The sequence below is a fragment of the Stappia indica genome (assembly GCF_009789575.1).
GTDB lineage: Bacteria > Pseudomonadota > Alphaproteobacteria > Rhizobiales > Stappiaceae > Stappia > Stappia indica_A.
Genome location: NZ_CP046908.1, coordinates 1,427,789 through 1,453,577 on the forward strand (window position 1 = coordinate 1,427,789; position 25,789 = coordinate 1,453,577).

Sequence of the window (25,789 nt, forward strand, 5' to 3'; positions counted from 1 at the left end):
GGGCACTGGGCTGCGGGAACACCGACCAGAGACCTGGAGTGCCGCGAGATCCGGAACAATCGGATCCCGGCCGATGGAGGACCGAACATGACTGACCTGCTGAAGAGCACCACCGGCATCGTAACCGCGGCGCTTCTTGCCGCCGCAGCCGCCTCCCCGGCGCTTGCCGCCGAGAAGTGGGACATGCCGCTCGCCTATCCGGCGACCAACTTCCATTCCGAGAACGCGGCCGCCTTCGCCGCCTGCGTCACGTCGGGCAGCGGCGGCGAGATCGAGATCGTCACGCATCCGGGCGGCTCGCTGTTCGGCGGCGCCGACATCAAGCGCGCCGTGCAGACCGGCCAGGTGCCGATCGGCGAGCGCCTGCTCTCCGCCCATGCCAACGAGGACGCGATCTTCGGCGTCGACAGCATTCCCTTCCTCGCCACCTCCTTCGACGATTCGGTGAAGCTGTGGACCGCCGCCGAGGGCGCGGTGGAAGAGGCGCTGGACGGCCAGAACCTCGTCCTTCTCTACAGCGTGCCGTGGCCGCCGCAGGGCCTGTACTTCAACAAGGAAGTCAATTCCGGCTCCGACATGAAGGGCATCAAGTTCCGCGCCTACAACGCCGCCACCGCCAAGCTCGCCGAGCTGACCGGCATGCTCCCGGTGCAGATCGAGGCCGCCGAGGTCTCCCAGGCCTTCGCCACCGGCGTTGCCGAATCGATGATCTCCTCCGGCGCCACCGGCTACGACAGCAAGCTGTGGGAGAACGTCTCGCACTTCTACGAGGTCGACGCCTGGCTGCCGCGCAACTCGGTGATGGTCAACAAGGACACCTGGGCCGGCCTGTCGGACGACATGAAGAAGGTCTTCACCGACTGCGCCGCCAAGGCCGAGGCCGACGGCCTGCAGAAGGCCAAGGACTACACCAAGCTGACGCTGGACGGCCTGGCCTCCAACGGCATGAAGGTGCTGAAGCCCAGCGACCAGCTCAAGGCCGACCTGGCGGTCGTTGGCGAGGCCATGACCGACGAGTGGCTGAAGGCTGCCGGCGACAAGGGCAAGGCCATCGTCGACGCCTACAAGGCCAACTGAGCGGCGGGATCTCCCGCCTCCGTCACCGACGGTTCGGGCGCGCCGCCCTGCGGCAGGCGCGCCGGGTCTGCCGCAGTCTCCCGATCGCGGCAGAACGCCGTCCCTGACAGCCGGGCTTCCGCCCGTGCCGGCCTGCCGGCCTGCCGGCTGCCGGACCGCTCCTTGCGGCCCGGCAGCCGGCAGTCGCGCCGTGGCCGGTCCGAGACACACACGGAACACGACCATGATCGCATTCGGGCGCGGACTTCGCCGCCTTCTGGACGGTCTGTATCTGGCCGGCGGCATGCTCGCCGCGCTGGCGCTGGTCTCCATCCTCGCCATCATCGTGGCGCAGATGGTTGCCCGCTGGACCGGCCTCATCTTCCCGGGCGCTGCCAGCTATGCCGGCTACGCCATGGCCTCGGCCTCCTTCTTCGCCTTCGCCCACGCGCTCAACCGCGGCGCCCATATCCGCGTCAGCATCCTGCTCAACGCGCTCGGCAGCCGCCGCCGCTGGCTCGAGGTCTGGTGCTTCGGCATCGGCGCCGCCCTCACCTGGTACCTGTCCTACTACGCGATCAAGGCCGTCTACTGGTCGCACAAGCTGCATGACGTCAGCCAGGGCCAGGACGCCACACCCCTTTGGATCCCCCAGTCGGCCATGGCCGCCGGCGCGGTCCTTCTCGCCATCGCCATGACGGATCACCTGGTCCGCGTTCTCGTCCTCGGCTCGTCGGGCATCGTCGCCGACACGGTCGAACAGAGCCACGGGGAGTAAGCCGCCATGGAAACCTTCGCTCCCATCATTCTCTTCCTCTTCGTGCTGTTCCTGCTGCTGGGCACCGGCGTATGGGTCGGCCTTGCCCTGCTCGGCGTCGCCTTCGTCGGCATGGAGCTGTTCACCTCGCGCCCGGCGGGCGACGCCATGATCACGGTGATCTGGGCCGCCTCCTCGTCCTGGACGCTGACCGCCCTGCCGCTGTTCATCTGGATGGGCGAGATCCTCTACCGAACGCGCCTGTCGGAAGACATGTTCCGCGGCCTTGCCCCGTGGATGGCCCGCCTGCCCGGCGGCCTGCTGCACACCAACGTGGTCGGCTGCACGGTCTTTGCCGCCGTCTCCGGCTCCTCCGCCGCCACCCTGACGACGGTCGGCAAGATGTCGGTGCCGGAACTGCGCAAGCGCGACTATCCGGAAAAGATGGTGATCGGCACGCTGGCGGGCGCCGCCACCCTCGGCCTGATGATCCCGCCCTCGCTGACGCTGATCGTCTACGGCGTCACCATCAACGAATCCATCACCAAGCTGTTCATGGCCGGCATCCTGCCGGGCCTGGTGCTGGCCAGCCTGTTCATGGGCTATATCGCGGTCTACGCGAAGGTCTCGAAGGACTACAAGCCGCAGCCCGAGCCGCAGATGAGCTTCCGCGAAAAGCTCGCCAACTCGCGCTTCCTGCTGCCGGTGATCGCGCTGATCATCGTCGTCATCGGCTCGATGTATACCGGCCTTGCCACCGCCACCGAGGCCGCGGCCCTCGGCGTCATCGGTTCGCTGCTGCTTGCCGCCGGCCAGGGCTCGCTCACCTGGAAGACCTTCGGCGAGAGCCTGATGGGCGCCACCCGCACCTCGGCGATGGTGGCGCTGATCCTCGCCGGCGCCGCCTTCCTGTCGCTGTCCATGGGCTTCACCGGCCTGCCGCGCGCACTGGCCGCCTGGATCGCCGACATGCAGCTCTCGCGCTTCGAGCTGCTGATGGCGCTGCTGGTCTTCTACATCGTCATCGGCTGCTTCCTGGACGGCATCTCCTCCGTGGTGCTGACCATGGCGGTGGTCGAGCCGATGATCCGCGCCGCCGGCATCGACGCCATCTGGTTCGGCATCTTCGTCGTGGTGGTCGTGGAGATGGCGCAGATCACGCCGCCCATCGGCTTCAACCTGTTCGTGCTGCAGGGCATGACGCGGCACGAGATGACCTATATCGCCCGCGCCGCCCTGCCGATGTTCGCGCTGATGGTGGTGATGGTGTTCATCCTGATCGCCTTCCCGGAGCTGGCGACCTGGCTGCCCGAGAACATGCGCAACCGGCCGTAAGGTGCGGCTTCGCAAGGACTTCCCTCGCCCGCCCCGTTTGCGGGCGAGGGAAATTGCAAAAACAACATTGACATTTTCTCGATAAATTGTTGACGTAGCGCCAATCCAATAACCGGCTCCCCGCGCAAAGCGGACGGCGGCCGGACCGACCAGCGGAGAAACGCATCATGACGAGCGGCAAGTGGGACTTCTGGATCGATCGCGGCGGCACCTTCACCGACATCGTCGCCCGTGATCCCGAGGGCGGCATCCGCGCCCACAAGGTCCTGTCGGAGAACCCGGAAGCCTATCGCGACGCCGCCATCCAGGGCATCCGCGAGCTGATGGGCGTCGCCTCCGGCGAGCGCATCCCGGCCGAGCGCATCGCCACCGTCAAGATGGGCACCACCGTCGCCACCAATGCACTGCTGGAGCGCAAGGGCGACCGCACCCTGCTGGTCACCACCCGCGGCTTCCACGATGCGCTGGAGATCGGCTACCAGGCCCGGCCCGACATCTTCGCCAAGGAGATCGTCAAGCCGGAACTGCTTTACGAGCGCGTCGTCGAGGTCGCCGAGCGCGTGCGCGCCGACGGCACCATCGAGGCCGAGCCGGACCTCACTGAGGTCGAGCGCGACCTCAAGGCCGCCTATGACAGCGGCATCCGCTCAGCCGCCATCGTCTTCATGCACGCCTACGCCTTCCCCGAGCACGAGAAGAAGGTCGCCGAGATCGCCCGCAAGGTCGGCTTCCCGCAGGTCTCCGTCAGCCACGAGGTCTCGCCGCTGATGAAGCTGGTCGGGCGCGGCGACACCACCGTGGTCGATGCCTATCTCTCGCCGATCCTGCGCCGCTATGTCGAGCAGGTGGCGAGCGAGCTGCAGATCGAGGGCACCGACTGCCGGCTGATGTTCATGCAGTCTTCCGGCGGCCTCACCGCCGCCGACCTCTTCCAGGGCAAGGACGCGATTCTCTCCGGTCCCGCCGGCGGCGTCGTCGGCGCCATCGAGACCTCGAAGATGGCCGGCTTCGATGCGGTCATCGGCTTCGACATGGGCGGCACCTCCACGGACGTCTCCCATTACAACGGCGAATACGAGCGCGCCTTCGAGACCGAGGTGGCGGGCGTGCGCATGCGCGCGCCGATGATGATGATCCACACGGTCGCGGCCGGCGGCGGCTCGATCCTCCACTACAAGGACGGCCGCTTCCAGGTCGGCCCGGATTCGGCCGGCGCCAATCCCGGCCCCGCCTGCTACCGCCGCGGCGGCCCGCTCGCCGTCACCGATGCCAACGTCATGGTCGGCAAGCTGCGCCCCGACTTCTTCCCGAAGATCTTCGGACCGGGGCGCGACGAGCCGCTCGACCGCGATGCGGTGGTGGCGAAGTTCGAGGAAATGGCCGCCCGCATCGGCGACGGCCGCTCGGCCGCCGAGGTCGCCGACGGCTTCCTGAAGATCGCCGTCGAGAACATGGCCAACGCCATCAAGAAGATCTCCGTCCAGCGCGGCTACGACGTCACCGAATATGCGCTGACCTGCTTCGGCGGCGCCGGCGGCCAGCACGCCTGCTCGGTCGCCGACAGCCTCGGCATGACCACGGTGATCGTCCACCCGCTGTCGGGCATCCTGTCCGCCTACGGCATGGGCCTTGCCGACATCCGCGCCACCCGCCAGCAGGCGGTCGTGCGCCGTCTCGAGCCGGCGATGCTGGACGACCTTCAGGCTCTTGCCGACCGCCTGTCGGCCGAGACCCGCACCGAGGTCGCCGGCCAGGGCGTCGCGGATGCCGGGATCCGCAACCTGCCGCGCGCCCTGCTGCGCTATGAGGGCACGGACACGCCGATCCCGGTCGCCTATGTCGCCGGCGACATCGACGCCATGGTCGGCGCCTTCGCCGATGCGCACCGCGCCCAGTTCGGCTTCGTCTACGAGAACAAGCCGATCGTCGTGGAAGCGCTCGAGGTGGAATCCGTCGGCGGCGGCTCCGGCATCGACGAGCCGGACCTGCCGGTCGTCTCCGGCACGCCAGAGCCGGCCGACACCGGCGCCATCTTCGCCGAGGGCGAGTGGCGCGAGGCGGGCTTCTTCGCCCGTGCCGGCCTCAAGCCCGGCCACAGGCTCTCCGGCCCCGCGCTCATCGTCGAGCCGCACCAGACCATCGTCGTGGAGCCGGGCTGGCAGGCGGAAATCACCGCCAAGGACCATGTCGTCCTGCGCCGCGTCGAAAAGCTCGCCCGCGCCGAGGCCATCGGCACCAAGGCCGACCCGGTCATGCTCGAGGTCTTCAACAACCTCTTCATGTCCATCGCCGAGCAGATGGGCGTGACGCTGCAGAACACCGCCTATTCGGTGAACGTCAAGGAGCGGCTCGACTTCTCCTGCGCGGTCTTCGACGCCTCCGGCGCGCTGGTCGCCAATGCCCCGCACATGCCGGTGCATCTGGGTTCCATGGACCGCTCCGTCGAGACGGTGATCAAGCTCAACGCCGGCCAGATCCGCCCCGGAGACGTCTTCGCGCTCAACGCCCCCTATAACGGCGGCACCCACCTGCCGGACATCACCGTCGTCTCGCCGGTCTTCGACGATGCGGGCAAGGAGATCCTGTTCTGGGCGGCAAGCCGCGGCCACCATGCCGATGTCGGCGGCTCGGCCCCCGGCTCCATGACCCCGCGCGCCACCACGGTGGACGAGGAAGGCGTGCTGATCGACAACTTCAAGCTCGTCGATCAGGGCCGTTTCCGCGAGGAAGAGCTGGTCGAGGTCCTCACCGACCATCCCTGGCCGGTGCGCAACGTCACGCAGAACGTCGCCGACCTGAAGGCGCAGATCGCCGCCAACGAGAAGGGCGTGCAGGAGTTGCGCAAGATGGTCTCCCACTTCGGCCTCGAAGTGGTGCAGGCCTATATGGGCCACGTCCAGGACAATGCCGAGGAGAGCGTGCGCCGGGTCATCGAGGCGCTGACCGACAGCGAGTACGAGTACCCGACCGACCAGGGCTCGGTGATCCGCGTCCGGATCACCGTCGACAAGGCGAAGCGCGAGGCGACCGTCGACTTCACCGGCACCAGCGACGTGAAGCCGAACAACTTCAACGCGCCCGAGCCCGTCACCCGCGCGGCCGTGCTCTACTGCTTCCGCGTCATGGTCGAGGGCCACATCCCGATGAACGCGGGCTGCCTGCGGCCGATCCACATCGTCATTCCCGACGGCTGCATGCTGAAGCCGGCCTACCCGGCCGCCGTCGTCGCCGGCAATGTGGAGACCAGCCAGCACGTCACCAACGCCCTGTTCGGCGCGCTGGGAGCCATGGCCAACAGCCAGGGCTCGATGAACAACCTGACCTTCGGCAACGCCACCTACCAGTACTACGAGACCCTGTGCTCCGGCTCGCCCGCCGGTCCCGGCTTCAACGGCACCGACGGCGTCCATGTGCACATGACCAACTCGCGCCTCACCGATCCGGAGGTGCTGGAATTCCGCTATCCGGTGCTGCTGGAGGACTTCCACATCCGCGAGGGCTCGGGCGGCACGGGCAAGTGGCATGCCGGCAACGGCACCAAACGCACCATCCGCTTCCTGGAGGAGATGGAACTGGCGATCCTGTCGTCCCACCGCACCATCGCCCCGAAGGGCGGCGACGGCGGCGGCGATGGTCAGCTCGGCAAGACCCTGGTGCGCCGTCTCGGCGGCAGCATTGAGGAACTCGCCGGCTGCGACCAGACGGTGCTGAAGGCGGGCGAGGCGGTCACCGTCATCACCCCGACCGCCGGCGGCTGGGGCAAGGCCTGACACCGGCGGACGTCCCCCGCACCATCCGAACACCACCTGACGGCCGCGCCCATGGCGCGGCCGTCTTGGCATCCGGCACCACTGCCGAATTCCGTCGAATTTTATTCAAATTTAGCCGTTGCGACTCAGAGGAAACTAAGTATTCAATTCAAACAAATCTCGAAGTGATCTGACTTTACGTGTCTCGCATCAGGAAAATTTAAGAGCTTACGCAGCCTGATGGAGGCGCGACCCTTGCTGTTGGTCGTTCTTTCATTCGTCGAGGAATTCCTGCAATGCGCGATGTTCGTGCCGGCTCCTCCCGCCTGCGTTCCGTGGCCGCCAAGATCCTCGGCCTCGTTGGTTTTCTAAGTCTGATGATGCTGATGATCGCCGCCGTCGGGCTGGTGCAGATGCGTCAGATCGGCACCGAGCTTGAAGAGATCGCGGACGAGACGATCCCCCTGACGACCAATGTCAGCAAGGTGACCGTCCACCAGCTCGAGCAGGCTCTCCTGCTCGAACGTCTCTTCCGTGCCGCCGACCTCGAGGCCGCGCCCGCGTCCGGGACGACCGAAGACCTGTCGCAGCGCGTGCTGTCGCTGGCCGCGCAAGTCGATGAGGAGATCAGGGCGGCGGAGGAGATCGCCTTGAAGGGGCAGACCCTTGCCGCCACCCCGGAGAACGCGGCCAAGTACCAGACCATCCTGACGACCCTGAAGCAGATCGAGGCCGAGCACCGGGCCTATGGCCAGAAGGTCGAGCGCATCGTCGACCTGCTGAAGGCGAACGACATCCCGGCAGCGACGGCCCTGGCGGCAGAAGTCGAGATCGAGCAGGAGCGGCTGGACCACGAACTGGTGGGCCTGACGCAGGATCTCGACCGCTTCGCCATGGCGGCCAGCGCACTGGCCAAGCAGCACGAGCAGCAGGGTCTGGTGATCATGAGCACCACGACGCTGGTCGCGATCCTGGCAGGCATGGCGATTGCGAGCCTGCTTGCCGTCTTCGGCATCAGCCGGCCCCTCCGCAGCGTCGTCACCGCCCTCAACCGGCTTGCCATGGACGACACCTCGGTCACCGTTTCCGTCCGCTCGCGCGACGAGGTCGGGGAACTCGCCCGCGCCTTCGAGGCGTTCCGCGAGAAGACCATCGAGATCAAGCGCCTGCAGGAGCAGGCCCGCGAGGAGGAGGAGCGCATCGAGATCGAGAAGCGCGAGGCGACCCTCCGTCTGGCGGACAGCCTGGAATCGACCCTGAAGACGGTCTCGAACGGCATCGCGGAGGCCGTCGGGGAGCTCCAGCAGGCGGCCGGCATGATGGCCCGCAACGCCGAGGTGACCTCGGACAATGCCGGCGCGGTCGCGGCGGCGGCCGAACAGTCGGCAACCGGCGTCCAGTCGGTCGCCAGCGCGGCAGAGGAGCTGAGCGCCTCCATCGGAGAGATCAGCCGGCAGGTCACGGCCGCCCTGTCCGCCGCAGACCAGTCCACCAGCAATGCGCAGCGCTCCAGCAGCACGGTCAGCAGTCTGGCCGATGCGGCACGGCGCATCGACGATGTGGTCAAGCTGATCAACGACATCGCCTCCCAGACCAACCTGCTGGCGCTCAACGCGACGATCGAGGCCGCACGCGCCGGCGAGGCCGGCAAGGGCTTTGCGGTCGTCGCCGGCGAGGTCAAGGCGCTGGCCAACCAGACCGGCCGCGCCACCGAGGACATCAGCGCCCAGGTGCAGGACATGCAGAACGGCGCCACCCGCACCTCGGAGGCCATCGGATCCGTCGTTCGGTCCATCGACAGCATCAACGGCCAGATCTCGGCCATTGCCACGGCCATCGAGGAGCAGAGCGCGGTGACGGCGGAGATTGCCCGCAACGTCAACGAGGTGGCCGCCGGCAGCACCGAGATCACGCGCACCATCGGATCGGTCCGCGAGCGGGCGGTCGATTCCAGCGCCGGAGCGCGCCAGGTCCTGACCAGCGTCGAGACGCTGGCCTACCAGTCCGGCACGCTGCAGAAGGAACTCGACGCCTTCCTGCGCAACATTCGCGCCGCCTGACCGGCAATACCGGCGCACGGAACGCAAAAGGGCGGCGCCGCAAGGGGCCGCCCTTTTTCTTGCGCAAACAAGCGCAAAGACGCGCGGTTAGCGCTGGCAATGCGCCCGGCGGCCTCCCATATGACGAGCGTTGATCTCGACCTGATCCCAGTGGAGGAAATCCCCTATGCAAGCTGCCGCCAGCCGGATGCGCAAGACGACAGCCGTTATTGCCCTTGGAATTGCCGCGCTTTTCGCCGCCGTCGATTTTGCCGAAGCGCGCCGGGCCGGCGGCAGCGGCTTCGGCAGCCGCGGCGCCCGCACCTTTTCCGCCCCCGCCCCGACCAACACCGCGCCCGGCACGGCCGCACCCGTCCAGCGCACGATGACGCCGCAGCCCGCACAGGGCCAGCAGGCGACGCCGGGCGCCGGTGCCCGCCAGCAGCAGGCGGCCCAGCCCTCGCGCGGCCTGTTCGGCGGCATGGGCGGCGCGCTGCTCGGCGGCCTGCTGATGGGCGGCCTGCTCGGCATGCTGTTCGGCGGCGGCATGGGCGGCTTCGCCGGCTTCCTCGGCCTGATCCTGCAGGTCGCGCTGATCGGCTTCCTCGTCGTGCTGGCGATGCGCTTCTTCGGACGGCGCCAGCAGCCGGCGGCAGCCGCGTCCGGCGGCGCTGCGCCGAGTTTCGGCGGCACTGGCCCCGACACCACCCGCACCCCGTTCAGCTTCGGCGGCATGGGCGGCACCGGCAGCACGGGCAGCGGCTCGGCCGCCCCGTTCCAGGCTCCGGTCATGGAAACCCCGCTCGACCTGGAAGAAGCCGACTTCGACCGCTTCGAGCAGATGCTCGCAGAAGTGCAGGAGGCCTATGGCCGCGAGGACTATGCAGCGCTGCGCCGTCTCGCCACGCCCGAGGCCATGTCCTTCCTCGCCGAGGAGCTGGGCGAGCTCGCCTCCGCAGGCAGGCGCAACGCCGTCTCGGACGTGAAGCTGCTGCAGGGCGACCTCTCGGAAGCCTGGAGCGAAGGCAGCGACGATTACGCGACCGTCGCCATGCGCTTCTCCGCCCTTGATGCCGTCCTCGACCGCAATTCCGGCCGGGTGATCTCGGGCAGCCTGGAAGAGCCGCAGGAAAGCACCGAGCTGTGGACCTTCCGCCGCCAGCAGGGCGGCGAGTGGATGCTCGCGGCCATCCAGGGCACCGAATAGGCGCCCGCCGCGATCCTTGCGCCTTGCGAAAGACCTGAGAAACCGCCCCCTTCGGGGCGGTTTTTCTTGGCGCAGCTTCCCGGCCTCCGCCGCCGGATCGGGCCGCGCCAGAGGAAAAATTATCCGCCTATCCAGGAAAATGGCGCGGCTGTATCGTCCTGCGCCGGCGATTGGGCCGCGCTTGATCCTGGGATTAGACCATGACTGCAAAAACACTTCTGGCCGCCGTGGCCGTGCTGCTCGTCGCCACCGGCGCTGCTGCCGCAAACGAGTGGAAGTTCGATCTGGAAAACCGCTCGACGGCCAACGTCACTTCGTTCCGCACCCAGGAAAACGGCGCGTGGAGCGACAACTGGCTGGACGAGATCATCGTGCCGGGCGACACGTTCGAGATGGACTTCGGCACCGATGAGGGCAATTGCACCGTGCGCACCCGCATCGACTTCACCGACGGCACCTATGTCGATGCCGACATCGATTATTGCGACATGAAGACGATCACCGTCCGCAACAAGGACGTGGTCTGGAAGTAACCTGTCCGCTCGCGAGAGCCTTGGGAAGCGGGCCGTCCCATGGGGCGGCCCGCTTTTTATTGCAGCAACAGAACCGGTCCGGGCAGCGCCTCCGCCGCTCCTACCGGCCGGTGGCCGCGAACATCCAGTTGAGGATCAGCCGCCAGTCGGTCATGCGGATCGGCGTGCCGTGGGTGCCGGTCTCGAACAGCGCGAACCGCGCCGGATAGTCGGACTTGCGCGCCTTCAGCCGCTCGTAGAACGCGGCCTGCTTCTTCCAGTCGTAGACCTCGTCCCAGCTGCCGTGGCCGAAATAGATCGGCAGCCGCCCGCCCCGGAACGTGCCGCTCGACAGGAACGCATCGTCCCAGGTCGAGCCCATCAGCAGCATGCCGCCCATCATCGCCGCCGCGCCGCTGTCGCGCGCCAGCTCCCAGCACAGGAAGCCGCCCATCGAGCCGCAGGCGACATAGGCCCGCGCCTGCGGCGCCTGGCGCGTGTAGTGCTGCATCAACGCCTTGACGTCGCCCGCCCCGCGCCCGTCGAAATTCTTGACGTCGAGCGTGATGTAGATGCCGGCATTGCGCACCATCAGGTTCTTGATGCGGTTGAAGTTGCCGCCGAAGCTGACGTCGTTCATGCCCTGGAAGCGGTTGCCGCCCTGCCCGTGCACGTAGATGACGATGCTGCGCGCGCCGCGCGGCTCGCCGACGCGCATGTAGCTGATCGTGCGCCCGTTCGCCTTCAGCGTCAGGTCTTCCTGCGAGCCGCTCGGCTTCATCGACACGTATTCGCCGTAGACCTCCCGCTCCCACACCTTGTCGCGGCGGTGGATGTCGCGGCGCTTGTCGTAGTCGACGATGACGAACGGATCGTCCGCCTTGCCGGCCAGAAGGCCCGGATAGGAGAACAGCCGGTCCTTGAACGGCTCCAGCCGGTAGGCCGCAGCCGGGCTCGCACCGAGCGCGACTGCCAGAAGAACGAGAACCGCGACGACGAGCGGCGGGACGGGCAGGATGCGGGTCGCAGTCACGATGTCGGTTTTCTCCTCGAAGGCCTGCAGATGTGTCGGCTCAGGTCTCTGCCCGGGTTTCCAGTCAGGGCGATCATTCACCAGCCCTTGCCTGTTTCGCAAGGGCGACCAGGCGCGTGCGCAACTCGCCCGCGCTCGCCAGCGGCGGATCGAAGTCGAGACGCGCCACCTTGTCGCCGTCGACGAGATCGAGCCCCGCCGGGTCGAGCGAGGACAGGCGCCAGGCGCCGCTGCCGGCCTTCGCCAGCTTCTCCGCATAGAGCGCGACCGCGTCGAGGTGATCCTCGTTCATGTGGTCGACGGCCCCCGCCTCCGCGCCGGCCAGATCCGCCAGGGCCGGCCCCGACAGCAGCAGGTCCTCCGCCGTCAGGTGATAGGCCTTGCCGAAGCCGCCGTTGAGGCTCGCACGCTCCGGGCGCAGGCGGAAGAACGCGAAATCGGGAAAGTCGACATAGAGCTTCGCCTTGGGATGGCGCAGCAGGTAGCGGCGGCGCACGGCCGCATGCGCCGGATCGGCCGGGTCGATCCGCTCCGCGCGGGCAACGATGGTCAGGCGCGGATGGGCCAGCGGGTCGCCCTTGCCCGGCTCGCCCACCAGCAGCGAGCAGCGCGGGTCGGCAGCGACCGCGCTCGTGTGCTGCGACAGGCGCGAGACCAGCATCGCCGGCGTGCCGTCCATTTCGGTGGCAAGGCCCACGCGCGAGACGAACGGCATCCCGTCTTCAGGGTCGATGACCCCGAGCGCACCGAAGCGCGCCAGGCGCACCAGCCGGCGCGACAACAGCCTTGCTTCGTCGTCGGTGGGGCGGATCACCTGCGGTCGATCGTTTTCAGCCACGGAACGCCTTTCCATGTTCGGGAGTTATCCTTGCGTGAACTGGCTACCGCTGCATCGCGTGGCTCTCGCCCTTTTGCCTGCGCCACCGGCGGAAAGCAATGGTTCCCATGGCGTCCGGTTCCCGCCGCTTCGGCACTCGGGCAAGGGCGGCATCGACCCGCCGGGCCTTGCTCTCGCCACAAAAGAGGCAATGGTAAAGAAGGGTTAATCTCTTTCGAAAGGAGGCCTGTCATGGCCGCATCCGCCGCATATCGCACAGGGCGACTGACTTCCTGGGCCGTCCGGGGGGCGCTCGTTGCCGTGCTCGCCCTCACCGCCCAGATCGCCGCGCCGGGCCGTGCTTCGGCCGAGCAGATCGGCCGCTCGGCCGTCAGCGACAACATCATCCTGGCCCAGGGCCGAAGGTACGACGAGAAGGACAACCACGACGGTTACCGCCCCTATCGCCGCATCAAGCCGGTCCCGGGCAACATGCCCAACTACCGCGGGAACCGGCCCAACCGCGGCTGGCACGACGACCGGCGCTGGCGTGACGACCGCCGCTGGCGCGACCGTCGCGGCTATCGCCACCGCAACAACGGTGCCGCCATTGGCGGCGCGGCGATCTTCGGCCTTGCCACCGGCGCGATCCTCGGTTCGGCGCTGAGCGGCGGCGGACGGGAATATATCGATCCGCCGGTCCGTCGCGGCGGCTACGCGCCCTGGACGCCCGAGTGGTACTCCTACTGCTCGCGCAAGTACCGGAGCTTCAATCCCGAGACCGGCTATTTCCTTGCCTATTCCGGCAAGTACCGGTTCTGCCGCTGATTAGGGACAGGACCCATCAACATGGCCGCAATGGTCGTCAGATTGACGGGTCCTGCCCCCCCAGGGCGGATGGGGCGCCGGAACCTGAACGCCAGATGAACGGGCATCTCAGACCCCGTTCAATTGCGCAGTGGCATTGTCGCCCCATCGGAACATCGAAGCCACTGGAAGGAACGACCCCATGGCCCTCAAGCAAATCTCTGCCCGCGTCCTTGCCGTCGCGCTTGCCGGCGCCCTGCTCGTGCCCTCGCTCGCGCCGTCTGCCGAGGCCCGCGACGGCCGTCGCGGCTGGGGCAATGGCGGCGGCTACAAGCACCACCGGGTCCACCGCCCGCATCGTCCGAACTACGGCTATCGCCATCACCGCGGCAATCGCGGCAACGATGCCGGCGCCGCTGTCGCTGCTGGCGTGATCGGCCTTGCCGCCGGCGCGATCATCGGTTCGGCGCTGAGCGCTCCGGAGCGGGTCTACGAGCCGGAATACATCTATCGCGATCCGGCGCCGGTGGGCGGAAACGTCTATATCGACCCGGCCAATCGCGGCAATCCGATCTACACCCCGGCTGCCCCGGTCGTGGTGGGCGGCGGCCTGGAGCCCTACACCCCGGAGTGGTACCGCTACTGCTCTTCCAAGTACCGGAGCTTCAACCCGAACACCGGAACCTACACCACCTACTCGGGTCAGCAGCGCTTCTGCCAGTAATGGCAAGAGGTTGAACCTGGCCCCCTCCCCGAACGGCCCGGCTCCTCCCGCCGGGCCGTTTCGCGTTTCGGTCACAGAGCGCCGCGCATAGCAGCCACAGCGTGCAATTACCTGAAAAAACTTGCAGTCTCGGCGCGGCTGGTGATGATCGTCCCCCGCTGAGGAGGAACCCATGCTGTCTGCCCTGGAACTCGCCCGCGCCCTCGACGCCGGGACGCTGGATATCGACGCGCTCTACGACGACATCGCCGCGCGCATCGCCGAGCAGGAAGGCGCGATCCGTGCTTTCGTCTGCCATGACGTCGAGGCCGCCCGCCGCGCCGCCCGCTCCGCGCGCGGTCCGCTCATGGGCCTGCCGCTGGCGGTGAAGGACAATATCGACACGGCCGACTTTCCCTCGCGCTACGGCTCGCCGATCCACGAGAACCACCAGCCGGCAGTGGATGCGGTGACCGTCGCCCTTGCCCGCCGCGCCGGTGCAGCCGTTCTCGGCAAGACCGTCACCACGGAATTCGCCTTCTTCCAGCCCGGGCCGACGCGCAATCCGCACAATCTCGAGCACACGCCGGGCGGCTCGTCCTCCGGCTCGGCCGCAGGTGTTGCCGCCGGCTTCTTTCCGCTCGCCATCGGCACCCAGACCGGCGGCTCGGTCGTTCGCCCCGCCTCCTTCTGCGGCGTCGTCGGCTTCAAGCCGTCCTTCGACCACCTGCCGACAGTCGGCATGAAGTACTTCTCCTGGACGCTGGACACGCTCGGCCTGTTCGGCAAGGGCGTCGTCGACGTCGCCTTCGCCGGCAGCGCGCTGTCCGCGCGCGACTGGCGGGTCGACGCCATGGTGCCCATGCCGCCGCGCATCGGCGTGGTCGAGCCGCAACCCTGGGCCCAGGCCGACGAAGACATGCAGGGCGCGCTGGAAACCGCCGTTGCCCGCGCCACTCGCGCCGGGGCCGCCGTTTCGCGCATCTCGCTGCCCCCGGTCTTCCGCGAGGCCTTCGCCGCCCACCAGACCATCCAGGATTTCGAGGCGACGCGTGCGCTCGCCGCCGAGGTCGACGCCGCGCCCGAGCTGATCAGCCCGGTCCTGATGCGCACGCTGGAGGACGGCGCGGCCATCGAGCCGGCCGCCTATGACGCCGCGCTCGAGGTCGCGCGGCAGGCACGCCACGCCTTCGCCGAGGTGATGTCGCAGGTCGATGTGCTGATGATGCCGTCGGCGCCGGGCGCCGCGCCCGCAGGCCTTGCCTCCACCGGCTCCTCGGTGTTCAACCGGGTGTGGACGCTGATGGGCGGGCCGTCGGTCAACGTGCCGGGCCTCGCCACCACAGGTGGCTTGCCGCTCGGCATCCAGCTGATCGGCCCCTACGGGCGCGACCGCGCCACGCTGCTCGCCGCCCGCTGGCTGGAGGAGTGCCTGGCGAAGGCCCGCTGACGCCGCCCTTCTTCCGGGGACAGGCCGCCACTGCGGCCGGGGACAGAACGGGGATAGACAGAAAAGAGAGACCGGCGGGGGCGTCAGCCCCCGGCGATCTCCACCGGCAGCTTCATCTTGCGAGCCATGGCGATGAACTCGCCGCGCGCCGCTTCCAGCGTCAGCGCGCCGTATCTGCGCGCCGACTCGCTCGCGCTCGCCGACGACAGGCGCATCTTCTTGCCGCGCATGCGCACCAGCTTTCCATAGGCCTCGTCGGAGACGCCGGCGATCCGCGCCAGCACGAAGAGCGGATGCTCGTCGTCGCGATAGAGCAGCGGCACCACCACGTTTTCCGGCCAGCCGATCTTGCCCGCCAGCACCTTGCCCAGATCGAAGGCCCGGTCCTTGTCGGCGAAGACCACCACCGCCTGGTCGATCGGGACCGTGCCGGCGATCGCCCCTTCGATCAAAAGGTCGATCTTCGACTTGGCGCCGCCGATCTCGCGCATGCGGATCTCGACCTCGCGGGCCGCGTGCTCCGCCATCGCCTTGGTCAGCACCGGATTGGCATTCGTGTCGCGCACCTGCTGCGCCAGCTCCTTCGACAGGAACGGCACCAGCTTCGCCGCCACCGGCTCCGGCAGGTCCTGCCGCAGGGCGAGCGCGCTCTGCAGCTCGGCATCCTTGCGCGAGCGCGCCAGCAGCAGGTCGAAGGAGTCCGCGCCGATCCGCGCCGTCTCGTTGCCCAGCAGCGCGCACAGCACGCCGCTGTCGCCCTTCTGCGCCAGCACCCGGCTGAGCACCGGCTTGATGCCCTCCCGCTCGCACATCACTTCCAGATGCCGCACCGGGATCCCCTCCTGTGCGACCTCGGCCAGGTCCTCGTCGGTCAACAGCCCGCCGCCTTCCAGCACCGGCCGGGCGACGGCCAGCTCGGTATCCTTCGCCAGCGCCTTCAGCAGGTCGCGCGGCGCCTCGGTCTCGGCGCGCATCCGCGAGGCCATCGCCTTGCGGACCGACGTGTCGAGCCGGTCGAGCACGCGCAGCACCACATCGCCGAAAACCGGACTGACCCGGCTTCGCTCCTGGTCGTCGGCCTTCAGAAACAGCTCGGTGAGCGCGGTGATCAGTTCGCCGATGTTTTCCGGCGAACCGCTGCGGGCCAGCCCGGTCAGTTCCGCAGTTTTCATACCCAGTCCTTCCACAGCATGTGGACTCAACGGTAAGCCGATCCTGTTTCCCTCCAGTTAATCCTCAGTCAAACTGTGTATTTGTCTTCAAACGACTGAAGCATCTTGTCTTTTTCCGTCAGCATCGCCCGTTGGCACAGGATCCGGACGCTGATACCGCACCGCAACATGACTTTTTGCGCCGGATCGCACCCTCGCGCTGGACTGCATTTTCCCCCGCCAAACGACGATTGGCAGCAGGGCCGAAATCGCCGGTTGCGCTCGCCATTCCTGACGAGGCCTGCGGGAAGCTGCGTGGCTGCGACGCAACGCAGCATCTTTTTCGCTTTGCCGGCTGGCTCCGGTAACTTATCCTTCATGTATCGAGAGACTGCGGGAGGCCACGACATGACACTTGTCCGCAATATTAATCTCTTGGCCGTGTGTGCGGCATTCGCCTTCGTCGGCGCCATCGTCGTCGGCGTCTTCTGAGGCGAAAAGGACCAGACAGGGGCATGCAGGTCGAGGCCCGAGCCACCTCCGTCGGACGGAGGAAGCAAGGGACCTCGCGAATTCCGGATTTGTAGAGCCGCGTATCGAAATTCGGCGATTTCGGAACGGAATTTTGCAAAATTCGTCGCAAAATTCGCGCAGCCCCGAACGACGATCTCAAGAAACCGGATGCCGGGGACAACCGGCATCCCCCGATCCTCGGCTGCGGCCGGCGATCCACCAGTTTCGGCGCCCGGGCCTTGCCCGGGCGTTTGCATGTGGAGCCTGTGCCCAGGCGCCCGGCATTGCTCGAAGCTAGCGCTTTTGCGCGAGAATCTCCGTCCTTCGGGTGTCTTGCGGAAAGATTCTGTAAGCTTGCCCCGCTATGTTGCCACTAGGGTGGTGAAGGGCGCGCGGCGCGACGACCGCGCCATGGCGTACGGGGCATCGGGGGGACAGAGTCCATGAGCAAGGTCTCGCAGCGGATCGCAGGCGGCCGCAGGGCCGGAATTTTTGCGAGCGCGGTCGCAATCGCCGCAAGCGCGGCCCCCGCTGCCGCCCAGGGCGCAACGGCCATGGAGATGGCGGCCGATAAACCCTTGGTACGCCTTGGACTTGAGCTGCGCGCGGGCCTTGCCGACACGCTCGGTGCGGCCGCCGCGATGCCCTCGATGATATCCGCCGCCATTGCCGGCCGGGCCGGGGACAACCCCGACTGGCTGCTGGCGACGCTCGCCGTGCTCGTCGCCTCGCTCATCGCCGGCAGCTTCGCCCTTCTTGCCGGCGAACGCTGGCTCTTCGCCCGGCAGCTGCCGGTCCGTCCGCCCGAAGCGACGCGCGCGGCCCGCATCTCCCGCCTGATCGCCCGCGCCTTCGCCATGCTGCTGGCGATTGCGCTGTTTTATGTCGTGGCGCTTGCGGTCGCCTTCGTCCTGGCCTCCCATCACGCGGCGGGCCGGGTCACCCTGCTCATTGGGCTTCAGAGCGTTGGAATCCTTCTGCTTTTGCGCGTCGTTCTGACCGCCGTCCTGGCGCCGGGGAACGGGGCCATCCGCATGCTCGCGCTCGATGATGCCAGCGCGACGAGCCTCTACCGCTGGCTGATGGCGACCGGCGCGGTCGCTGCCCTCACCATTGCGCTGCACGAATGGCTGGATGCGATGGACCTCGATCCGGGCGGCCACCGGCTGCTGGCGATCCTCTCCGTCGGCCTCACCTGCCTGCTGCTCTCGGCCGTCGCCGTCGCCCATCGCCGCGCCCTCGGCGGGCTGCTTTCCGGCGGCTCCTCCGGCGGGGACAGCGACCGCCACCGGGTGCTCCGGCGGGTCTGGCTGCCCCTGCTTCTCGTCTATTTCCTCGCCGCCTTCATCGTCTCCTCCGGCCGGCTTTTGCTGGAGCGCGAGGCCGCCATCGGCCTTGTCGGCGCGCCGGTTCTGGCCGGCCTGATCTGGGCCGCCGCCTATGGCCTGATGGTGCTCGCCATCGACCGTCTCCTGCTTCCGCGCCTCGACAGCGACGCGCAGCAGACGCGGCGCAGCGAGGATTTGGTGCGCGCCGAAGAGGCTGCCGGCGAGTTCCCGGACCGCGAGGCGGTCGCAGCCCAGGCGGCAGCCGAGGCCGCGGATGCGGAAGGACAGCGCTCGCCCTATCGCGCCCTGCTGGACCACGGCGCGGCGATCCTGTCGGCGGTGATAGCTATCGGCTATGTGCTGTCGCGCTGGGGGATAGATCCGCGCGACGAGACCTCCATCGTCGGCAACCTCTTCGAGATCGGCGTCGTCACCTTCATCGCCTATATGTGCTACCGGGCGGTGGAACTGACCATCGACCGGCAGATTGGCCGGGAGCGCGGCCAGTCGGAAGGGCACAGCGAGGACATGGAGATCGGCGGCGTCGGCGAAAGCCGCCTGGCGACCCTGTTGCCGATTTTCCGCCATTTCCTGCTGATCACCATCGTCGTGATCGGCGGCATGATCGTGCTGTCGCAGGTCGGCATCGACATCGCCCCGCTCTTTGCCGGTGCCGGCGTCGTCGGCCTTGCCGTCGGCTTCGGCTCGCAGGCGCTGATCCGCGACATCTTCTCCGGCGCCTTCTTCCTGATCGACGATGCCTTCCGCAAGGGCGAGTATATCGATCTGGGCAGCGTCAAGGGCACCGTGGAAAAGATCTCGATCCGCTCCATGCAGCTGCGCCACCACAACGGCCCGCTGAACACCGTGCCCTTCGGGGAAATCAAGTACGTGAAGAACTTCTCCCGCGACTGGGCGGTGATGAAGCTGGCCTTCCGCGTCACCTACGACACGGACGTGGAAAAGATGCGCAAGCTGATCAAGAAGTTCGGCGAAGGCCTGATGCATCATCCCGATTACGGACCGAAATTCCTCCAGCCGGTGAAGTCGCAGGGCGTCACGGCGCTGGAGGATTCGGCGATGATCGTCCGGGTCAAGTTCATGACCCGTCCCGGCGACCAGTTCGAGCTGCGCAAGGTGGTCTATTCCGGCATCCGCGACCTGTGCGAGGCCAACGACATCCACTTCGCCCATCGCGAGGTGACCGTGCGCGTCGCCCAGGACCCGTCCGATCCGCGCCATTTTTCCGACGCGGAAAAGCAGGCGATCGCCGGCGCCGTGCGGCCTGTTCTGGAGCAGCCAGCCGCGACGAACCCGCTGACGGATGCCTCGGAATCCCGCTGAAAACAGCGGATCTTCAGACGCGGCAGCGTGCCATCGGCGATCAGCCGTTCTTCCGGCACCTTTGCGCCGCGCCGGGGATAACCCGGGCGCCCCGCGCGTACGCCGGGACAACTCCCAGCGCAATTCGCCATGTGGACGGCGACCCTGAACACCGACCCGCCCCTTGCATCCATTGCGATAGAGGTATAAAGATATCTTTATATCTTCCTGCGAGATTGCATTTCGAGCAGGGTCGCCTTTCGAGGATGCGATGACCACCAACGCGAACACCGCCGGCACGACTGCCGCCTCCGCCACCGGGGCGGGCGAGCCTCTGCTCAGCGCCGAGCAGCTGCTGGCCGGCCTGCGCACGGTCGGCGAGGATACGCGCCTGCGCCTCCTGGCCCTGCTGGCCGATGGCGAGCTGACCGTCAAGGACGCGACCGTCATTCTCGGCCAGAGCCAGCCGCGAATCTCTCGTCATCTCAAGCTCTTGACCGAGGCCGGCCTCGTCCAGCGCTTCCCCGAAGGCGCCTGGGTGTTCTACCGCCTCGGCGACGGCCCGATGGGCGACCTCGCCCGCCTGCTGCTGTCCCGGCTCGACCCGCAGGACGCGGTGCTGGCCGGCGACCGGGTGCGCCTTGCCGCCACCCGCCGCGCCAAGGCCGAGGCTGCGGCTGCCTTCTTCGCCTCCCGCGCCAAGACCTGGGACCAGGAGCGCTCGCTGCATGTGCCGGAAGCGGCCGTGGAGCAGGCCCTGCGCGAGATGGTCGGCGAGCGGCCGTTCCGCTCGCTGCTGGATCTCGGCACCGGCACCGGCAGCCTGATCTCGCTCTTTGCCGGCCAGTACGAGCAGGCGGTCGGCCTCGACGCCAGCCACGACATGCTGACCGTCGCCCGCGCCAATCTCGCCCGCCAGGGCCTGCGCAACGTGCAGGTCCGCCAGGGCGACATCTACGCGCTCAACATTCCGGCCGAAAGCCACGACCTGATCACCCTTCACCAGGTGCTGCACTTCCTCGACGACCCGGGCCGGGCCATCGAGGAGGCGGCGCGGGTGCTCAGGCCCGGCGGCCGGCTGCTGATCGTCGACTTCGCCCCGCACGAACTGGAGTTCCTGCGCGACGAACACGCCCATCGCCGCCTCGGATTTTCCCGCGACCAGATGGACCGCTGGCTGCACGCAGCCGGCCTCGAAGTGATCGAGACCCGCGACCTCAACCCGGAAGCGGGCGAGGCCGACCGGCTCACGGTCACCATCTGGCTCGCCCGCGATCCGCGGATCATTTCCGATCTTCCAGAACTTAGCCTGACCCAGGAGGTCGCCTGATATGTCATCGCCCGAGAGATTCCGCCGTTTCGAGCTGGACCAGGGAACCGGGGTTTCCGTCTCCTTCGAGTTCTTTCCCCCGAAGACCGACAAGATGGAAGCCTCGCTGTGGTCGGCCGTCCAGCGGCTTGAGCCGCTCGGACCGTCCTTCGTCTCCGTGACCTACGGCGCCGGCGGCTCCACCCGCGAACGCACCCACCGCACGGTCGAGCGGATGCTGACCGAGACGCGCCTGGCCCCGGCCGCGCACCTGACCTGCGTCGGCTCGTCCCGCGACGAGGTCGACGAGATCGTGCGCGCCTATCACGAGATCGGCGTGCGCCACATCGTGGCCCTGCGCGGTGATCCGCTGGAGGGGCTCGGCGCCATCTACCACCCGCATCCGGACGGCTACGCCTATGCCTCCGATCTGGTCGCCGGCATCCGCCGCGTCTCCGACGATTTCGAGGTGTCCGTCTCCGCCTATCCGGAGCGTCACCCGGAAAGCCCGGACTGGTCGGCCGAGATCGACAACCTGAAGCGCAAGGTGGACGCCGGGGCGACCCGGGCGATCACCCAGTACTTCTTCGATAACGATCTGTTCGAGACCTTCATGGAGAAGGTGCGCGCGGCCGGCATCGACATTCCGATCGTTCCGGGCATCCTGCCGATCGTCAATTTCGAGACGACCATGGTGTTCTCCGCCAAGTGCGGCACCTCGATCCCGCACTGGCTGGCGCGGCGCTTCGCCGGGCTCGACCAGGACGCGGAGACGCGCAAGCTGGTCGCCTCGGCGGTCGCCTGCGAGCAGGTGCTGGACCTGGTCGACCGCGGCGTCACCAACTTCCACTTCTACACGATGAACCGCGCGGACCTGACTTTCGCGATCTGCCACATGCTGGGCCTGCGCCCGGCTCCCCTGGAACAGCAGGCGGCCTGAGACTGATCATGCAAGACAAGACCAAGACCGCGGCGTCGGCCCTGACCGCTGCCGCCCGCGACCGCATCCTCGTCCTCGACGGCGCCATGGGCACGATGATCCAGGCCTTGAGGCTGGACGAGGACGGCTATCGCGGCGACCGGTTCAAGGACTGGACGCAGGACGTGAAGGGCAACAACGACCTGCTCAACCTGACGCAGGGCCCGGCGATCCGCGACATCCACGTCGCCTACCTGGAGGCCGGTGCCGACATCGTCGAGACCAACACCTTCTCCTCCACCACCATCGCCCAGGCCGACTACGCCATGGAGGAGCTGGCCTACGAGTTGAACCTCGTCGGTGCCCGGCTCGCCCGCGAGGCCTGCGACATCGTCACGGCCCGCGATCCTGCGCGTCCGCGCTTCGTCGCCGGCGCGCTCGGCCCGACCAATCGCACGCTCTCCATCTCGCCGGACGTCAACAATCCGGGCTATCGCGCCGTCACCTTCGACCAGATGAGGGAAGCCTATGCGGAGGCCGTGCGCGGCCTCATCGATGGCGGCTCCGACATCCTGCTCGTCGAGACCATCTTCGACACGCTGAACGCCAAGGCCGCCCTCTTCGCCATCGACGAGGTGCTGGAGGAAAAGGGCGTGAGCCTGCCGGTGATGATCTCCGGCACGATCACCGACCTGTCCGGCCGCACCCTGTCCGGCCAGACGCCGGAGGCCTTCTGGTATTCGGTGCGCCACTCGCAGCCGTTCTCCATCGGCCTCAACTGCGCGCTCGGCGCCAAGGAAATGCGCGCCCATGTGGCGGAGCTGTCGCGCGTTGCCGACACGCTGGTCTGCGCCTATCCGAATGCCGGCCTGCCGAACGAGTTCGGCGAGTATGACGAAAGCCCCGAGGCGATGGCCGAGCTGGTCGGCGAGTTCGCCGCGAGCGGCCTCGTCAACATCGTCGGCGGCTGTTGCGGCACCACGCCCGACCATATCCGCGCCATCGCGCAGGCCGTTGCCGGCCATGCTCCGCGCAAGCCGGCGGAGCCGCCGCGCCACATGCGCCTGTCGGGCCTGGAGCCCTTCGTGCTCACGCCGGAGATCAACTTCGTCAATGTCGGCGAACGCACCAACGTCACCGGCTCGGCCCGTTTCCGCAAGCTGATCAAGGAAGACAACTACCCGACAGCGCTGGAAGTCGCCCGCCAGCAGGTGGAGAGCGGCGCCCAGATCATCGACGTCAACATGGACGAGGGCCTGCTCGACTCCAAGGAGGCGATGGTCACCTTCCTGAACCTGATCGCCGCCGAGCCGGACATCGCCCGCGTGCCGGTGATGATCGACAGCTCCAAATGGGAGGTGATCGAGGCCGGCCTGAAATGCGTCCAGGGCAAGGCGGTGGTGAACTCCATCTCCATGAAGGAAGGCAAGGACGCCTTCATCGCCCAAGCGAAGCTGGTGCGCCGCCACGGCGCGGCGGTCGTCGTGATGGCCTTCGACGAGCAGGGCCAGGCCGACACCCAGGCCCGCAAGACCGAGATCTGCCAGCGCTCCTACGAGATCCTGGTGAACGAGGTCGGCTTCCCGCCCGAGGACATCATCTTCGACCCGAACATCTTCGCCGTCGCCACCGGCATTGCCGAGCACGACAATTACGGCGTCGATTTCATCGAGGCGACCCGCTGGATCCGCCAGAACCTGCCGCATGCGCATGTGTCGGGCGGCGTGTCCAACCTGTCCTTCTCCTTCCGCGGCAACGAGCCCGTGCGCGAGGCGATGCACTCGGTGTTCCTGTACCACGCGATCGCGGCCGGTATGGACATGGGCATCGTCAATGCCGGCCAGCTCGCCGTCTACGACGACGTCGATCCGGAGCTGCGCGAGCTCTCCGAGGACGTGGTGCTGAACAAGCGCTCCGATTCCACCGACCGGCTGCTGGAGATCGCCGAGCGCTTCCGCGGCAAGGGCGGCAAGCAGCAGGTGCAGGACCTTTCCTGGCGCGAGCGCCCGGTCGAGGAACGCCTGTCCCACGCGCTGGTCAGCGGCATCACCGACTATATCGAGGAAGATGTCGAGGAGGCCCGCGCCAAGGCCGAGCGCCCGCTGCACGTCATCGAGGGGCCCTTGATGGCCGGCATGAACATCGTCGGCGACCTGTTCGGCGCCGGCAAGATGTTCCTGCCGCAGGTGGTGAAGTCGGCCCGCGTGATGAAGCAGGCGGTCGCCTACCTGATGCCCTACATGGAGCAGGAGAAGCTGGAGCAGGGCATCGTGGACATGCCGAGCGCCGGCAAGATCCTGCTCGCCACCGTCAAGGGCGATGTCCACGACATCGGCAAGAATATCGTCGGCGTCGTGCTCCAGTGCAACAATTTCGAGGTGATCGACCTCGGCGTCATGGTGCCGGCGGCGAAGATCCTCGAGACGGCGCGCAAGGAGAAGGTCGACGTGATCGGCCTGTCGGGTCTCATCACCCCGTCGCTGGACGAGATGTGCCACGTCGCGGCCGAGATGGAGCGCGAAGGCTTCGACCTGCCGCTCCTGATCGGCGGTGCGACGACGAGCCTGATCCACACGGCGGTGAAGATCCACCCGAACTATCGCCGCTCGCAGGCCGTCTACGTGACGGATGCCAGCCGCGCGGTCGGCGTAGTCTCGAAGCTCTTGAGCAAGACGGATCGCGACGGCTATGTCGAGGCCCTGCGCGCCGACTACGCCAAGGCGGCGGAGGGGCACTCGCGCTCGCGCGGCCAGTCCCGGCGTACCAGCCTGGAGGACGCGCGCAAGAACCGCTTCCGCCCGTCCTTCGACAGCTACCGGCCGCAGCGCCCCTCCTTCCTCGGCATCCGCCCGATCGAGGTGCCGCTGCAGGATCTGGCCGAGGTCATCGACTGGACGCCCTTCTTCTCCACCTGGGAGATCAAGGGCACCTATCCGGCGGTGCTGACAGACAACCGCTACGGACCGGCCGCCAAGGCGCTCTACGACGATGCCCGCAAGATGCTCGACGAGATCGTCCGCGACAAGCTGGTGCAGCCGAGGGGCGTCGTCGGCTTCTGGCCGGCGGCCGCACGCGGCGACGACATCGTGCTCTACGAGGACGAGGAGCGGACCCGCGAGCGCACCGTGCTGCACACGCTGCGCCAGCAGATGGCCCGCGCCGAAGGCGCGCGTGCCAACGTGGCGATGGCCGACTTCGTCGCAGCCGAGGACAGCGGCATCCCCGACTGGGTCGGCGGCTTCGCGGTGACCTCCGGCCATGGCGAGGAGGAGTTCATCTCGCGCTACGTCAAGGCGGGCGACGACTACAACAAGATCCTCGCCCAGGCCCTGTGCGACCGCCTCGCCGAGGCCTTCGCGGAGAAGCTGCACCAGATCGTGCGCACCTCGCTATGGGGCTATGCCCCGCAGGAGAAGGCCAGCGTCGAGGAGCTGATCGGCGAGACCTACCAGGGCATCCGCCCGGCACCGGGCTATCCGGCCCAGCCGGACCACACGGAAAAGGGCACCCTGTTCGACCTGCTGGACGCGACGCAGACGGCCGGGATCGAGCTGACGGAAAGCTACGCCATGTGGCCGGGCTCCTCGGTGTCGGGGCTCTACTTCGCCCATCCCGACAGCCACTATTTCGGCGTCGGGCGCATCGAGCGCGACCAGGTCGAGGACTATGCCCTGCGCAAGGGCTGGGACATCGCCACCGCCGAGCGCTGGCTTGCCCCGATCCTCAACTACGATCCGCACAAGCTGGAGGCGGCGGAGTAATCCGCCCCCTTGCAGCCGGA

General features: G+C 67.7%; 17 protein-coding genes. 14 read left to right on the plus strand and 3 right to left on the minus strand.

The window, feature by feature from the left end; all coding sequences use genetic code 11:
- Window positions 1–87: 87 nt before the first annotated feature.
- The 7 genes from GH266_RS06775 (at window position 88) to GH266_RS06805 (ending at window position 10,676) form a co-directional block, all read left to right on the plus strand.
- Window positions 88–1,077 (plus strand): TRAP transporter substrate-binding protein, encoded by a 990-nt coding sequence (locus GH266_RS06775; RefSeq protein ID WP_199270464.1) that lies wholly within the window; start codon window positions 88–90, stop codon window positions 1,075–1,077.
- 223 nt (window positions 1,078–1,300) lie between these two features.
- Complete coding sequence (locus GH266_RS06780) at window positions 1,301–1,834, plus strand: TRAP transporter small permease (protein WP_199270465.1); 534 nt, start codon at window positions 1,301–1,303, stop codon at window positions 1,832–1,834.
- A 6-nt stretch (window positions 1,835–1,840) separates the two neighbouring features.
- Window positions 1,841–3,148: a TRAP transporter large permease gene (locus GH266_RS06785; RefSeq protein ID WP_158193219.1), complete on the plus strand. Its 1,308-nt coding sequence runs from the start codon at window positions 1,841–1,843 to the stop codon at window positions 3,146–3,148.
- A gap of 167 nt (window positions 3,149–3,315) precedes the next feature.
- Window positions 3,316–6,918 carry a hydantoinase B/oxoprolinase family protein gene (locus GH266_RS06790; RefSeq protein WP_158193220.1) on the plus strand — a complete coding sequence of 1,201 codons (3,603 nt, stop codon included), beginning with the start codon at window positions 3,316–3,318 and terminating at the stop codon, window positions 6,916–6,918.
- 275 nt (window positions 6,919–7,193) lie between these two features.
- Complete coding sequence (locus GH266_RS06795) at window positions 7,194–8,957, plus strand: methyl-accepting chemotaxis protein (protein ID WP_209001558.1); 1,764 nt, start codon at window positions 7,194–7,196, stop codon at window positions 8,955–8,957.
- Window positions 8,958–9,123: 166 nt separating this feature from the next.
- The gene (locus GH266_RS06800; protein ID WP_158193221.1) at window positions 9,124–10,143 is read left to right on the plus strand and encodes a TIM44-like domain-containing protein; all 1,020 of its coding nucleotides are present in this window, start codon (window positions 9,124–9,126) and stop codon (window positions 10,141–10,143) included.
- A gap of 200 nt (window positions 10,144–10,343) precedes the next feature.
- Window positions 10,344–10,676, plus strand: a complete 333-nt coding sequence (locus GH266_RS06805; RefSeq protein ID WP_158193222.1) for a hypothetical protein — start codon at window positions 10,344–10,346, stop codon at window positions 10,674–10,676.
- Window positions 10,677–10,776: 100 nt separating this feature from the next.
- Here GH266_RS06805 and GH266_RS06810 read toward each other — a convergent pair whose 3' ends face one another.
- Together GH266_RS06810 and GH266_RS06815 are read right to left on the minus strand one after the other, a co-directional pair.
- Window positions 10,777–11,688: an alpha/beta hydrolase gene (locus GH266_RS06810; RefSeq protein WP_244953779.1), complete on the minus strand. Its 912-nt coding sequence runs from the start codon at window positions 11,686–11,688 to the stop codon at window positions 10,777–10,779.
- A gap of 73 nt (window positions 11,689–11,761) precedes the next feature.
- Window positions 11,762–12,541, minus strand: a complete 780-nt coding sequence (locus GH266_RS06815; RefSeq protein WP_158193223.1) for a HugZ family pyridoxamine 5'-phosphate oxidase — start codon at window positions 12,539–12,541, stop codon at window positions 11,762–11,764.
- Between the two features lie 216 nt (window positions 12,542–12,757).
- Here GH266_RS06815 and GH266_RS23465 point away from each other — a divergent pair, with 216 nt between their 5' ends.
- The 3 genes from GH266_RS23465 to GH266_RS06830 all read left to right on the plus strand — a co-directional run bounded on the left by GH266_RS23465 (window position 12,758) and on the right by GH266_RS06830 (window position 15,465).
- Window positions 12,758–13,333: a BA14K family protein gene (locus tag GH266_RS23465; protein ID WP_244953781.1), complete on the plus strand. Its 576-nt coding sequence runs from the start codon at window positions 12,758–12,760 to the stop codon at window positions 13,331–13,333.
- Window positions 13,334–13,514: 181 nt separating this feature from the next.
- Window positions 13,515–14,036, plus strand: coding sequence for a BA14K family protein (locus tag GH266_RS06825; RefSeq protein WP_158193224.1), 522 nt, complete (start codon window positions 13,515–13,517; stop codon window positions 14,034–14,036).
- Window positions 14,037–14,208: 172 nt separating this feature from the next.
- The gene (locus GH266_RS06830) at window positions 14,209–15,465 is read left to right on the plus strand and encodes an amidase (protein ID WP_158193225.1); all 1,257 of its coding nucleotides are present in this window, start codon (window positions 14,209–14,211) and stop codon (window positions 15,463–15,465) included.
- 83 nt (window positions 15,466–15,548) lie between these two features.
- On the opposite strand, the gene GH266_RS06835 is transcribed toward GH266_RS06830, so the two are convergent.
- A complete protein-coding gene (locus tag GH266_RS06835) occupies window positions 15,549–16,637 on the minus strand; it encodes a DUF2336 domain-containing protein (RefSeq protein ID WP_158193226.1) in 1,089 nt (362 codons plus the stop codon).
- Between the two features lie 935 nt (window positions 16,638–17,572).
- On the opposite strand from GH266_RS06835, the gene GH266_RS06840 reads away from it, so the two are divergent.
- The 4 genes from GH266_RS06840 to metH all read left to right on the plus strand — a co-directional run bounded on the left by GH266_RS06840 (window position 17,573) and on the right by metH (window position 25,769).
- The gene (locus tag GH266_RS06840; RefSeq protein ID WP_158193227.1) at window positions 17,573–19,801 is read left to right on the plus strand and encodes a mechanosensitive ion channel domain-containing protein; all 2,229 of its coding nucleotides are present in this window, start codon (window positions 17,573–17,575) and stop codon (window positions 19,799–19,801) included.
- Between the two features lie 250 nt (window positions 19,802–20,051).
- On the plus strand, window positions 20,052–21,110 hold the full coding sequence (locus tag GH266_RS06845; RefSeq protein ID WP_158193228.1) for an ArsR/SmtB family transcription factor: 1,059 nt from the start codon (window positions 20,052–20,054) through the stop codon (window positions 21,108–21,110).
- A 1-nt stretch (window position 21,111) separates the two neighbouring features.
- On the plus strand, window positions 21,112–22,029 hold the full coding sequence (gene metF / locus GH266_RS06850) for a methylenetetrahydrofolate reductase [NAD(P)H] (RefSeq protein WP_158193229.1): 918 nt from the start codon (window positions 21,112–21,114) through the stop codon (window positions 22,027–22,029).
- Between the two features lie 8 nt (window positions 22,030–22,037).
- A complete protein-coding gene (metH, locus tag GH266_RS06855) occupies window positions 22,038–25,769 on the plus strand; it encodes a methionine synthase (RefSeq protein WP_158193230.1) in 3,732 nt (1,243 codons plus the stop codon).
- The last annotated feature ends 20 nt before the right edge of the window (window positions 25,770–25,789 follow it).

Excerpts from the sequence above, each read along its gene's own strand:
- GH266_RS06775 (WP_199270464.1), top strand. The coding sequence starts at position 88 with ATGACTGACCTGCTGAAGAGCACCACCGGCATCGTAACCGCGGCGCTT.
- GH266_RS06780 (WP_199270465.1), top strand. The coding sequence starts at position 1,301 with ATGATCGCATTCGGGCGCGGACTTCGCCGCCTTCTGGACGGTCTGTAT.
- GH266_RS06785 (WP_158193219.1), top strand. The coding sequence starts at position 1,841 with ATGGAAACCTTCGCTCCCATCATTCTCTTCCTCTTCGTGCTGTTCCTG.
- GH266_RS06790 (WP_158193220.1), top strand. The coding sequence starts at position 3,316 with ATGACGAGCGGCAAGTGGGACTTCTGGATCGATCGCGGCGGCACCTTC.
- GH266_RS06795 (WP_209001558.1), top strand. The coding sequence starts at position 7,194 with ATGCGCGATGTTCGTGCCGGCTCCTCCCGCCTGCGTTCCGTGGCCGCC.
- GH266_RS06800 (WP_158193221.1), top strand. The coding sequence starts at position 9,124 with ATGCAAGCTGCCGCCAGCCGGATGCGCAAGACGACAGCCGTTATTGCC.
- GH266_RS06805 (WP_158193222.1), top strand. The coding sequence starts at position 10,344 with ATGACTGCAAAAACACTTCTGGCCGCCGTGGCCGTGCTGCTCGTCGCC.
- GH266_RS06815 (WP_158193223.1), bottom strand. The coding sequence starts at position 12,541 with ATGGAAAGGCGTTCCGTGGCTGAAAACGATCGACCGCAGGTGATCCGC.
- GH266_RS23465 (WP_244953781.1), top strand. The coding sequence starts at position 12,758 with ATGGCCGCATCCGCCGCATATCGCACAGGGCGACTGACTTCCTGGGCC.
- GH266_RS06825 (WP_158193224.1), top strand. The coding sequence starts at position 13,515 with ATGGCCCTCAAGCAAATCTCTGCCCGCGTCCTTGCCGTCGCGCTTGCC.
- GH266_RS06830 (WP_158193225.1), top strand. The coding sequence starts at position 14,209 with ATGCTGTCTGCCCTGGAACTCGCCCGCGCCCTCGACGCCGGGACGCTG.
- GH266_RS06835 (WP_158193226.1), bottom strand. The coding sequence starts at position 16,637 with ATGAAAACTGCGGAACTGACCGGGCTGGCCCGCAGCGGTTCGCCGGAA.
- GH266_RS06840 (WP_158193227.1), top strand. The coding sequence starts at position 17,573 with ATGAGCAAGGTCTCGCAGCGGATCGCAGGCGGCCGCAGGGCCGGAATT.
- GH266_RS06845 (WP_158193228.1), top strand. The coding sequence starts at position 20,052 with ATGACCACCAACGCGAACACCGCCGGCACGACTGCCGCCTCCGCCACC.
- metF (WP_158193229.1), top strand. The coding sequence starts at position 21,112 with ATGTCATCGCCCGAGAGATTCCGCCGTTTCGAGCTGGACCAGGGAACC.
- metH (WP_158193230.1), top strand. The coding sequence starts at position 22,038 with ATGCAAGACAAGACCAAGACCGCGGCGTCGGCCCTGACCGCTGCCGCC.